Source organism: Halapricum hydrolyticum, assembly GCF_025517535.1.
Classification (GTDB): domain Archaea; phylum Halobacteriota; class Halobacteria; order Halobacteriales; family Haloarculaceae; genus Halapricum; species Halapricum hydrolyticum.
Genome location: NZ_JAOPKC010000028.1, coordinates 20,416 through 31,989, shown reverse-complemented (window position 1 = coordinate 31,989; position 11,574 = coordinate 20,416). Strand labels below are relative to the sequence as shown.

General features: G+C 62.9%; 11 protein-coding genes. 6 read left to right on the top strand and 5 right to left on the bottom strand.

What is annotated here, in order from left to right; genetic code table 11:
* Positions 1-466: 466 nt before the first annotated feature.
* The 3 genes from OB916_RS15450 to OB916_RS15440 are packed head-to-tail and all read left to right on the top strand — an operon-like array spanning position 467 to position 2,559.
* Positions 467-1,468: a ribose 1,5-bisphosphate isomerase gene (locus OB916_RS15450; RefSeq protein ID WP_315910195.1), complete on the top strand. Its 1,002-nt coding sequence runs from the start codon at positions 467-469 to the stop codon at positions 1,466-1,468.
* Positions 1,465-2,325: a carbohydrate kinase family protein gene (locus tag OB916_RS15445; protein ID WP_315910194.1), complete on the top strand. Its 861-nt coding sequence runs from the start codon at positions 1,465-1,467 to the stop codon at positions 2,323-2,325. Before OB916_RS15450 ends, OB916_RS15445 begins: the two co-directional genes overlap by 4 nt.
* A gap of 57 nt (positions 2,326-2,382) precedes the next feature.
* Positions 2,383-2,559, top strand: a complete 177-nt coding sequence (locus OB916_RS15440) for a hypothetical protein (RefSeq protein WP_315910193.1) — start codon at positions 2,383-2,385, stop codon at positions 2,557-2,559.
* Between the two features lie 41 nt (positions 2,560-2,600).
* Here the strand turns inward: OB916_RS15440 and OB916_RS15435 are convergent, their stop codons facing one another.
* From OB916_RS15435 to OB916_RS15425, 3 genes are all read right to left on the bottom strand, one after another.
* On the bottom strand, positions 2,601-4,772 hold the full coding sequence (locus tag OB916_RS15435) for a PAS domain S-box protein (protein WP_315910192.1): 2,172 nt from the start codon (positions 4,770-4,772) through the stop codon (positions 2,601-2,603).
* A gap of 45 nt (positions 4,773-4,817) precedes the next feature.
* On the bottom strand, positions 4,818-5,297 hold the full coding sequence (locus tag OB916_RS15430; protein ID WP_315910191.1) for an NUDIX hydrolase: 480 nt from the start codon (positions 5,295-5,297) through the stop codon (positions 4,818-4,820).
* A 101-nt stretch (positions 5,298-5,398) separates the two neighbouring features.
* The gene (locus tag OB916_RS15425) at positions 5,399-6,367 is read right to left on the bottom strand and encodes a transcription initiation factor IIB (RefSeq protein ID WP_315910190.1); all 969 of its coding nucleotides are present in this window, start codon (positions 6,365-6,367) and stop codon (positions 5,399-5,401) included.
* A gap of 274 nt (positions 6,368-6,641) precedes the next feature.
* Here OB916_RS15425 and gatC point away from each other — a divergent pair, with 274 nt between their 5' ends.
* Both gatC and gatA read left to right on the top strand, forming a co-directional pair.
* Positions 6,642-6,920, top strand: coding sequence for an Asp-tRNA(Asn)/Glu-tRNA(Gln) amidotransferase subunit GatC (gene gatC, locus OB916_RS15420; protein WP_315910189.1), 279 nt, complete (start codon positions 6,642-6,644; stop codon positions 6,918-6,920).
* Between the two features lies 1 nt (position 6,921).
* Positions 6,922-8,241, top strand: a complete 1,320-nt coding sequence (gatA, locus tag OB916_RS15415) for an Asp-tRNA(Asn)/Glu-tRNA(Gln) amidotransferase subunit GatA (protein WP_315910188.1) — start codon at positions 6,922-6,924, stop codon at positions 8,239-8,241.
* A gap of 16 nt (positions 8,242-8,257) precedes the next feature.
* Here gatA and OB916_RS15410 read toward each other — a convergent pair whose 3' ends face one another.
* Positions 8,258-8,734 (bottom strand): hypothetical protein, encoded by a 477-nt coding sequence (locus tag OB916_RS15410; RefSeq protein WP_315910187.1) that lies wholly within the window; start codon positions 8,732-8,734, stop codon positions 8,258-8,260.
* Positions 8,735-8,736: 2 nt separating this feature from the next.
* Positions 8,737-10,221: a hypothetical protein gene (locus OB916_RS15405; RefSeq protein WP_315910186.1), complete on the bottom strand. Its 1,485-nt coding sequence runs from the start codon at positions 10,219-10,221 to the stop codon at positions 8,737-8,739.
* Positions 10,222-10,361: 140 nt separating this feature from the next.
* Here OB916_RS15405 and OB916_RS15400 point away from each other — a divergent pair, with 140 nt between their 5' ends.
* Entirely contained in the window at positions 10,362-11,516 is a 1,155-nt protein-coding gene (locus OB916_RS15400; RefSeq protein ID WP_315910185.1) for a M48 family metallopeptidase, read from the top strand.
* The last annotated feature ends 58 nt before the right edge of the window (positions 11,517-11,574 follow it).

The window sequence follows — 11,574 nt, the reverse complement described above, 5'->3', positions numbered from 1 at the left end:
GTTCGGGACAATAATGATCGTGGCGTCGATGACCTGATGGAAGAAATCGATCACCTGTTCGTTCATTCAACAGCTGACGCTAACGTGCAAAGCTGAGTGACAATTATACGCCGTACGTCCGAGAAAATCTTCATCTACGCCAGGTGCTCGGGTACGACATTGATGCACGCGATTCGAACCGCCCAGTGGAGGGCAAGCTCCTCAGCGTGTGTAGCGCGATCGAACTGCTTGCCCTCTGGCACGCCCGGGAAGATCACGTTTCAGAGGCACCCGCCGAGAAAATCCAGCATCGAAGTCTGTCGGAGGCTGCGTCCGACGGGATCTGTGACGAGCTGTCGGTCCGAAGCTCGGGTGAGCCGTGGGCGACGCTACACAGGTTCGGTCGAGCCGACCTGTCTGCCGAACCGGGGAAAGAGGGGAACGTGGACCCACCATCTTTTGGCCGCTGTGGACGTAGTACCGTGTTATGGGGACACACGATCTCGACGCGGCCGTCGAGCGGGTCGCGGAGGACATCGCTGCGATGGAGACCCGCGGGGCCGCGGCGATCGCCGACGCGGCCGCCGACGCGCTCCAACAGCAGGCCACGCAGAGCGACGCGGACACGCCCGAGGCGTTCCGTGCGGAGCTGCGGGCGGCGGCTCGGCAGTTGCTGGAGACGCGGCCGACGGCCGTCTCGTTGCCGAACGCGCTCCGGTACGTGCTCCAGCGGATGGACGGGGACAGCGTCGAGACACTCCGGCGGAATACCGTCGCGGGAGCCGACGAGTTCCGGGCGCGTCTCGACCGCGCGCAGACGGACCTCGGCCGCGTCGGGGCCAACCGCCTGCGCGACGGCGACCGGATCATGACCCATTGCCACTCGACGGACGTGCTGGCCTGCGTCGAGACCGCACGCGAGCAGGGCAAAGAGCTGTCGGCGATCGTCAAGGAGACGCGCCCCCGGAATCAGGGTCGCCTGACCGCCGAACGGCTGGTCGAACTGGGTGTCGACGTGACTCTCATCGTCGATTCGGCGGCCCGCCGGTATCTCAACGACGCCGACCACGTCCTCGTCGGAGCCGACGCCATCGCTGCCGACGGGAGCGTCGTCAACAAGATCGGCACCTCCGGGCTGGCAGTCAACGCCCGCGACCGCGGAACGCCGATCGTCGTGGCGGCACAGACGATCAAGCTCGATCCGGACACGATGACCGGCAACCTCGTCGAGATCGAGACCCGGGACGAATCGGAAGTGATCGACCCGGAGGCCCGGGACGCGATCGGTGACATCGACGTCGAAAACCCGGCGTTCGACGTGACGCCGCCCAGATACGTGGACGCGATCGTCACCGAACGAGGGCAGTTCCCGCCCGAGAGCATCGTGACGCTGATGCGCGAACTGTTCGGTGAGGGGATCACTGATCCGTGGGTCGAACCGGACGCCCGGCGCGAGACCGTGGTCGAGTCGGGGGAAGACAGACCGTGACCCGGATCCTCTGTGCCGGGCACGCCAACTGGGACGTGACGCTGCGGGTCGACCGCCTTCCCCAGCCGGACGACGAAGCGAGGATCGTCAGCCAGCACCAGTCAGGCGGCGGCAGTGCAGCGAACGCGGCGGCCGTACTCGCGCAATTGCACGCGGACGCGACACTACTCGGGAGCGTCGGCCCGGACGAACACGGACGGGACATCCGAGCAGAACTGACGGCCCTGGGCGTCGAAACGAGATTCCTCGAAACTGTCGGGACAGAGACGACGGTCAAGTATCTGGTCGTCGACAGGACCGGCGAGGTATTCATGCTCGGCAACGAGGGGGCCAACGAGGCGTTCGTCGTCGATACGGCCGTATCCGAGGAGTTCGAACAGATCGATCACCTCCACCTGACGAGCCAGCGGCCCGAGACAGCACTCGAACTCGCACAGCAAGCCGCCGAGCGTGACGTGTCCGTGAGCTTCGATCCCGGCCGTCGGGTCGCCGACCGCGAGTACGAACCGGTACTCGAGCGAGCCGACCTGTTGTTCGTCACCGAGCGGGAGTTCGAATCGATCGAGACGGATCGACCCGGACAGACCATGGTCGTCAAGCGCGGCGCGAAGGGCGCACAGCTCCGGGAGGGCGACCGGACGGTGTCACATCCTGGTTTCGAAGTCGACGTCGTCGACACGGCCGGGGCGGGCGACGCCTTCGCTGGCGGGTTTCTGGCGGCTCGCGGGACCCGCCCGGCAGAGGAGGCGCTCGCAGTCGCCAACGCCTGTGGGGCGCTGGCCGTTCAGTCGCTGGGCGCTCGCACGCACCTCTCGTGGGACGGGATCGACGCCCTGCTCGCCGACATGGACCGCTAGGAATCGATCGTCCAGAGGGAATACATTGATTGTGCCGGCCCGAGCAGTCCTCAGCAGATGGTCCCGCGGATCGTGCTGGCCGGGGCAGCATCCGGGGTCGTAGCGCTCGGACTGGCGTTCGCCACGTTCCTGCTGCCGCTGCCGCTGGCGGTGAAGGTGCTGCTCTACCTGGTGTTCGGTGGGCTCTTCCTCGCGAGTGCGGCGATCTTCGGACGGTTGCTGGTCATCAAGTGACGAGTGTACGAGCGTCCCGCAGTCGGACGTCCGGGCCCCGATCACTCGACGACAGCGACGTCACCGATCTCGAAGCGCGCGCCACCGCTCTCGCTATCGGTAACGTCGACGGTCCAGCCGTGTGCCCGGGCGATCTCCTCGACGATCGCGAGTCCGAACCCGGTGCCGTCTTCGGCGGTCGAATACCCGCTCTCGAAGACGTCAGTGCGCTCGTCCGGCTCGATTCCAGCCCCGTCGTCGGCGACGTAGAACCCGTCTCGCCCGAGCGGTCCGACCCGGACGGTGACGTCGGTTCCACCGTGTTCCACGGCGTTTCGGAACAGGTTCTCGAACAGTTGCTGGAGACGCCCTTCGTCGGCCCGGACCGTCGTATCGGTCTCGACCTCGAGCGTCGCGTCGGCCGTCTCGACGTGGTGCCAGCCGTCTTTAGCCGGCGCCGGCAGCTCGACGACTTCCATCTCGGACATCCGCGCGCCTTCCTGTGCGAGCGTCAGCAGGTCGTCGATCAGCACCTGGCTCCGGTCGAGCGCATCGTCGATCCTGTCGAGGTGTTCGCTGTCGCAGTCCTCCCTGGCCAGCTCGACCTGGCCGGAGGCTACCTGGAGCGGGCTCCGCAGGTCGTGGGAGACGACGCTGGCGAACTCCTCGAGGCGTCTGTTCTGCCGCCGGAGTTCTTTCTGTCGCTGCTTGCGCTCGGTGACGTCCTGATGGATCCCGACCATCCGAACCGGATCACCGGCCTCGTCCCACTCGAACACCTTGCCGATGTCCCGGATCCAGATCCAGTCCCCCGACTTCGTCCGCATCCGGTGGTCGCACTCGTAGTAGTCTGTCTCGCCTTCGAAGTGCGCTTCCAGCGCGTCCCACGCGTCCGGAAGGTCGTCGGGATGAACTCGCTTCTCCCACGCGTCCGCGTGGGGCTCGATTTCAGCAAGCGAGTGACCCAACATCTCCGCCCAGCGTTCGCTGAAGGTGACTTCGTCGGTCTCGACGTTCCAGTCCCAGATCCCGAACTGGCCGGCTTCCAGCGCCAGTTCGAACCGCTCGTTGAGCGTCTGTAGCTGTCGTTCCCGCTCCTTGCGTTCGGTGATGTCGCGGGCGACGCTCAGAATCGCCGGCATGCCGAAGTACTCGATCCGACTCGACGATATTTCGACGGGAATGCCCTCACCTGTCTTCGTGTCGAGAGTCGTCTCGAACGTCACATGGCCCTCCTCACGGATCGTCTCCAGCCGATCGCGCATCCCCGCGTCCGGGGCCCCGACAGCATCGAACTTCAGTAGAGACGTCCCGATCAGCGACTCCTCGTCGTAGCCGAGGCGTTCGCATGCCGTCCCGTTGACTGCGATGATTTTCCCGTGCATCTCGTGGACGAACGTGGCGTCGTTGAAGCCCTCGAAAACGTTCTCGTAGGTCTGCTGAGACTCCTGGAGCCGTGCCTCGGTCCGTTTCTGCTCGGTGACGTCGGAAAGTACCGTCACGAGTTGGCCATCAGTCGGTGAGAACGCCGAGATCCGGACGTGTTTCTCCAGCGGTGGATAGTACGTCTCAAACTGGATCGACTCTCCCGTTCGGACGACCGACACACACCGGTCCAGATAGACCGAAGCGACCGTACCGTAGACCTCTGACGCCAGCCGTCCCACGACATCCCCCCGATCCAGGCCGAGGGTAGACTCGTACTGATCGTTGACCTCGAGGATCCGGAAATCGACCGGCTCGCCTGCGTCGCCGGTTACGAGTTCGTGGAACGCGACGCCCTTGTTCATCTCGGTAAACAGCGATCGATACCGTTTCTCCGCCATTCGGAGTCGGCGGGTCGCACGGTTTCTAGACACCACGTTCACGATCCGGTTCGCCAGCACCGCGTACTGATCGGAGCCTCCCTTTCGGACGTACTCGGTGATGCCGGTGTCGGCCGCCTCGCTCGCGATCGCTTCGTTCGCCCGGTCGAAGAACAGGACGAACGGCAGGCCCGGGTGATCGTCGCGGATGGTCTCGAAGAACTCGATGCCGTCTCGATCCGACAGTTCGTACGCGGAGACGAGACAGTCGAGATCGCGTTCGGCGAGTGTCGACCGCGCTTCCTCGACGTCTGGGGCTGTCTGCACCCGGAGACTGTCCTCCTCCCGCTCCAAGAACGTCCCGACCAGCTCCCCGAAGTGCGGATCGTCGTCGACGTACAGAACCCGTATCGGCCCCGCCGGTCCCATAACTCGAAGAATATGTGCGATAACTAATGTATCTGAGGGAAGTTTTCAGCCCCGAGAACGTTCAATGACCTCGATCGCGCGCCGACCAATCTCGATCACGTCCGGTTCGAGGCGGTCGCGTGCGGCCCGGAGATCGGCCGCGTCGAACCACTCCCAGGCCTCCGGTCCGGCCTCCCCGGGCCCGGGGTCGATCTCGCGGCTGTCGACCCGGCCATAGAAGACGAAATCGATGTGCTGGTGGCCCACTTCGCCGTCGTGAACGTTGATGTCTTCCAGCAGGAAGTGCTGTGGCTTGGGGATCGACTCGACTGTAGGCGAGGCGATCTCCTCGCGTGGGGCGACCAGTTCGGTCTCACGACCGATCTCTTCGCGCACCTCTCGCCTGGCGGTTTCGTGGGGGAGCTCGTCACGGTCGACGTGGCCACCCGGTGGGAGCCACATACCGAGCTTGTCGTGGTCGTGTAGCGCGACGGCACCGTCGTTGACGACGTAGACGGTCGCGACGAAATGACGCGTCGTCTCCATGCGACTCGTTCGGGGTTCCCGACGCAAGAACGTTTCACTCCGTGGAATGTGCCTTCGTGCCGTGAGAATGGCAGCACCACCTGAAGATCCCGCTTCGGTCGCTACGTGGGGACGCCCTCTTCGGCTTCGAGCAGTTCGTGGTAGCGATTGCGGATCGTGACTTCGGAGATGTTGGCCACTTCCGAGACCTCGTTCTGTGTCACCTTCTCGTTGGACAGAAGCGAGGCGGCATACACTGCAGCGGCGGCCAGACCGACGGGCGATTTCCCGGAATGGACGCCCTTGGATTTGGCCGTGCTGAGTAGCTGGCGGGCACGGCGTTCGACCTCTTCGGAGAGATCGAGATCGGAGGCAAAACGGGGGACGTAGCTCTCGGGGTCGGCGGGTTTGACTTCCAGGCCGAGTTCGCGGACGACGTACCGATACGTGCGGGCGATCTCGTCTTTGTCGACGCGGGAGACGGCGTCGATCTCGTCGAGACTGCGCGGCGTCCCGGCCTGCCGGGCGGCAGCGTACAGCGACGCCGTCGCGACGCCCTCGATGGAGCGGCCGGGCAGCAGATCCTCGTCGAGTGCACGGCGGTAGATGACCGAGGCGGTCTCGCGGACGTTCTCGGGCAGGCCCAGCGCGGAGGCCATCCGATCGATCTCACCGAGTGCCTGCTTGAGGTTGCGCTCCTTGCTGTCGCGGGTGCGGAACCGCTCGTTCCAGGTGCGCAGCCGCTGCATCTTCTCGCGCTGGCGGCTGGACAGGGAGTTGCCGTAGGCGTCTTTGTCCTGCCAGCCGATGTTGGTCGACAGGCCCTTGTCGTGCATCATGTTCGTGGTGGGCGCGCCCACGCGAGACTTCTCGTCTTTCTCGGCGGCGTCGAACGCGCGCCACTCCGGGCCGGGGTCGATCTCGTCTTCCTCGACGACCAACCCACACTCTTCGCAAACGGTCTCCCCGCGCTCGGAGTCATGTGCAAGCGTTCCGCCACACTCCGGACAGACGAGGTCCTCGTCCGTCTCTTCCTCTGCCGTCTCTCGCTGACTCGTGTGCTCGTGGCGTCTGATGGTCGTGTCTGTCATTGGTTAGGGTGAATACGTCTCGGGCGAACGCCCGCAGAACTACCTGACTTCAACATCCTGTTGTAGTGCAAACGTCTTAAATCTTTGGCTAGCCGAAAAATCTGTTTCGTGATCGAAAAATCAGGTAATCGATCGTGTATTCTGCTGTTCGGTTGCGAGGCGAAAGCTGCTGTTTCGGCGGATGTCTTGTGGAGTCTGGACACGACGATGGTGACACCAGACGGGGCGGTTCAGCATCGAAATCCTTACCGCCGGCCCCGTCCTCCGCTGGAACATGAGCGATTCTGCCGTCGATTCCGACGAGGTTCGCCACGTCGCCGATCTCGCCCGGGTCGACCTCGCCGAGGAGGAACTCGAGCGGTTCGCCGAGCAGTTCGGCGAGATTCTCGACGCCTTCGAGACGCTCGACGAGGTGCCCGAGATCGAACGCGAGTCCGACCTCGTCAACGTGATGCGACCCGACGAGGTACGGGACTCCCTCGACCAGGAGCAAGCGCTGCAGAACGCCCCCGAAGACGAGGAGGGCTTTTTCAAGGGTCCGAAGGTGTCGTGAAATGAGCTACAACGCCTTTATCACCCGAGAGACGATCGAGAGCGACGCGGAGGGACCGCTCGCCGACAAGACCGTCGCAGTCAAGGACAACATCTCCACGGAGGGCGTGCGGACGACCTGCGGGTCGGCAATGCTCGAAGAATACGTCCCGCCTTACGACGCGACGGTCGTCGAGCGCTTGCTCGACGCGGGCGCGACCATCCCCGGCAAGACCAACATGGACGAGTTCGGGATGGGGACGACGACCGAGACGTCGGCGTTCGGCCCGACGGACAACCCTGCCGCCGAGGGCCGGGTTCCCGGTGGCTCCTCGGGTGGCTCGGCGGCTGCCGTAGCCGCCGGCGAGGCAGACCTCGCGCTGGGGACCGACACCGGCGGCTCGGTGCGCTGTCCGGCCGCGTTCACCGGCACAGTCGGGATCAAGCCCACGTACGGGCTGGTCTCGCGATACGGGCTGATCGCGTATGCGAACTCCCTGGAGCAGATCGGGCCGATCGCCCCCTCCGTCGAGGAGGCCGCCGAACTGCTGGAGGTGATCGCCGGGCCGGACGAACGCGACGCGACGACCCGGGAGGCCCCGTGGGCCTCCGAAGAGCGGGCCGGCGACGCCCGCGAGCAGCGCGAAGCGTCCGGCGACAGCTACGCCGACGCCGCCGACGGCGACGTCGAGGGCCTGGAGATCGGGATCCCGACCGAACTGCTCGACGGAGCCGACGAGGAGGTCGTCGAGACCTTCTGGGACGCCATCGACGAGCTGGAAGCGCGGGGCGCGAGCTACCACGAGGTTTCGATGGAGTCACTGGAGCACGCCGTCGAGGCCTACTACGTGATCGCCATGAGCGAGGCCTCCTCGAATCTGGCGCGGTTCGACGGTGTACGCTACGGCCCCACGCCCGACTACGAGGGCAACTGGAACGAGGAGTTCGCAGCGGTCCGCGAGGAGGGCTTCGGCGAGGAGGTCAAACGCCGGATCCTCCTCGGGACCTACGCGCTCTCGGCGGGCTATCACGACAAGTACTACAAGCAGGCCCAGGACGCCCGCGCGTGGGTCAAACAGGACTTCGATTCGGCACTCGAGGAGGCGGACGTGCTCGCCTCGCCGACGATGCCCGTCCCGCCGATGGAGCGCGGGGAGAGCCTAGACGATCCCCTGACGATGTACCTGGCCGACGCGAACACGACGCCGGTGAACCTCGCGAACCTCCCCGCAATCTCCGTTCCGGCGGGCGAGACGAGCGACGGCCTGCCGGTCGGGCTGCAGTTGATCGGACCGGCCTTCGGCGAGACGGAGATTATCCGGGCCGGCAGTGCGCTGGCGTAGCGTTGCGAGCGACGCGTCAGAACCACCCTGAATCGCTGCCGGTCTGCGTGATCGTGACGTTCACTGCATCGACGATATGGCCCGTCTCATTGAGTGCTTCCAGACGGTAGTTCCGCTCTGAGACGTAATCTTGATGCGGGACCATAAGATAAATACCCCCTCCATATTTGGCTGTACGGTTACTTCTCTCGTTGATGGCAGTCTTCTTGTTTGCATTTATTTTCTCATATTGTATTTCTTTTATCTTCTCAAATTCAAGAGAGGATCGGTTTTCGAGTAGTAACAATACTTGGAAATGATGGCCGATCATCCCATATACGTAGAGGTTATCGAAGACAGTTCCGTTCGTGGGTTCTTTGATGTCGACATCGTAGTTTTCCGGCGTTTCCGAGCCCGGTGATTCGTCAGCCGTCATCTCGACATCGGAGCAGCCCGTGATTGCGAACGCCGAGACGACAACGACCACGACGATGATATTTTTGATAGGTGTCATAGTTAGTTGTACATCGGGTGAATCTCACCGATGAGTCCCATGGCGTATCTCGTTGCCTGCTCCAGTACTTTACAGGTGTCCTCTAGCAACCACGGCGATGACTGAAGTGGAGATACTGGATTTTCCATAGTCGCAGTGATCACATCTGTACTATACTGGCTTGAGAACGCGGCTAAATTGGTCGCGTGGTTCTCCCACTTGTTCCCTTCAAATAGATCGGGTTCTTCAACAGGAACAAAGCTTGACAGGCCACGAATACGATCCATAATATAGTCCTTCGGTTCAGGACTACATGGTTTCCACCAGCGTTCGGGCAAGCAGCTTGGCTTGTAGTTCAGGTCTATATAGTCTGCTACTGCCACTTCATATTGAGAATGAACTTGTTGATGGACAGCTTGTGTTTTGAACTCGCCGGTGTGCATCGGATTCCCCAGATCTTCAAGGAAGTGCATCGCATGCCCGACTTGGACGTACCGATTATCACTTCTTGGGCGATGTTCCAATGCGTCTTGCATTTCGTCCCCCACCCAGTGATCTGCATGTCCCAAAGGAACGTTAATAGAACCGACACTTAGTGGCACTGCAATACCCGGAGTGTAGGCATGTGCATATGCGTGAGTTACCTTTTCTGGAAATCCACCTAGCCACTCCTGAACTTCACCCACTGTATATGCATATTTGGTCATATCTGGGAAATCATAGTTCCATCTGTCAGGTTTCTTTGATTCTTCTTTCAATATACTACACAGATCAGAGCCAATATTCATATTCTGACCCGCCCAGTAGGATATGGCGTTGTGTCCTTGCTCTGGCATCCACATTAGTCCGACATCATTGTCCTGTGTCTGCGCTTCGATACCCGAATTGATGACTCCTGCAAGAGTCGGTGCCGTTTTCGAGTCGGCTGTCGTTGCTGTCACTTCGCGACTCTCTCGGCGCAATTGCTGCTCCGTTTCCTTTGCAATTTCCTGTGCCCGACCCGGATCCGAATCGAGCGTGTACACCTCCGTCGTGCGATCCGCTGATCGCGCAAAGACGGGGTGTTCCGTCTTCCCGTGACCATGCGCCATCTTCCGTGCCATTCCGGGGTGGTCTCGCTCGACTTCCCTCGGCCCCTTGTGCTCGGATCGAATTTGCACCGCCGACCAGAGATCCTTCAGTGTCTTACGGGCTCGCCGTCGCGTCTCGCTGTGGACGTCGGCGTTGTCGATATGTCGAAGCAACGATTTGGCCATCGAGTCACGTTCGCTCCCGATGAGCGTGACCCAGTCGAGTTTCTTCAACTCGTCCCCGATGATGATCTTCGGCGGCACTGCTGAACCGTGATCGTTGCTTGGGCGTGGCGTCGCTCGGCCTTTCCCCCTTGTCGCGCGCCCAGCAGATGCCACACCACTGGCCCCAGCAAACGATGCAAGGACTGTGCCCGATTTGAGAATCGATCGTCGCGTCTTCTTTTCAGGAGAATTCCCGTTCATTGTTCCCCACATCGATATCGGCCACATACATCTCATATAATTACTTCGAATCTAATCACAACTTAAAATCCAAAGCCCATTCTATGAAGGCACATCAACCGAGAACTCCTTACCCGGTACGCTTTTGCTTTCAGCGCGAAAACGACAATACGATGTCACTCCGCCAGCCCTCCGGACTGCGAACGCACCTCCGGATCGTGGCGCTCGTGGCCGTGCTGCTGGCCTTTGACGTGGCGTTCGTGGCTGCCGTGTACGTCCTCGCACACGTCGCGCTGGCGCTGTTGCCGCTGGTCGGTTACCAGTTCGAAATTATGACCTGGGCGCTCTCGTTCGACATCGTGCCGCTGGAGCCGGTGTTGCTCGTCGGGACGCCGCTGGTGTTGCTCGTCCAGTCGGTGTTCGGCTATCGGCTCACGCTGCGGGAGGCCCGCGAGTACGACATCGGCCCGGACAAGGAATTGAGGAATATCGTCCTCGCCGACCGTAGCGACAGTAGCGACGAGACAGACGACGAACCGGAGGAGACGGTCGTCGCCGCGCCGACGCTGGAGGACCGCGTGGCCCGGCTCGCACAGACAGCGGACGTGACGGTCCCCGACGTGAAAGTGATCGACGTCGAGACGCCGAACAGCTACGTCGCCAGCCGCCCCGGCGAGCGGACGCTGTTTCTCACCGTGGGCCTGCTGGAGGCCCTTTCCGACGACGAACTCGACGCCGTGATCGCCCACGAACTCGCCCACCTCAGCAACGGCGACGCGTTCGTGATGACCGCGGCGGCGTTCCTGCCGACGGTCAGCGGCCGCTTCCTGGACGGCCTCGCGGCGGCACTCCGGCGCTCGTGGCTCGCACGCAAGCTGTTCGGCCTCGAAGGCGAGCAGAACGCGAACCTGAGCAACCTCGAGATCCCCCTCCTGCTGTTCACGCCGGTCGCCGTCCTCACCGTCGGGCCGCTGTATCTCGCCAGCACGGCGACCTACCGGTTACTCTCGCGGATCCGCGAGTACGCGGCCGACGCCGGCGGAGTGGCGATCAGCGGCTCGCCGGCCGCACTGGCCAGCGCACTCGAAGCGCTGACCGCGGACCCGCGACCCGCGACGGATCTCCGGGTGGCCGAGACGGGCGTCCGCGAACTCTGCGTGCTTCCCTACGCGATGAGCGACACGAACGGGGAGACGCCCGACGACGTACTGGGGCGATTCCGGGGCCGCTGTGAGTCCGTCTGTGAACGGGTACTACCCGGCTCACATCCCGATCCGAACGATCGGATCGCCGCGCTCCGGGATCGCCAGGCCGAACTCGAACAGTAGCTGGGCCGTCGGCCCGTCCCGACCGCATTTGTCGGTCCAGTCCGAACGGACGCGAGTG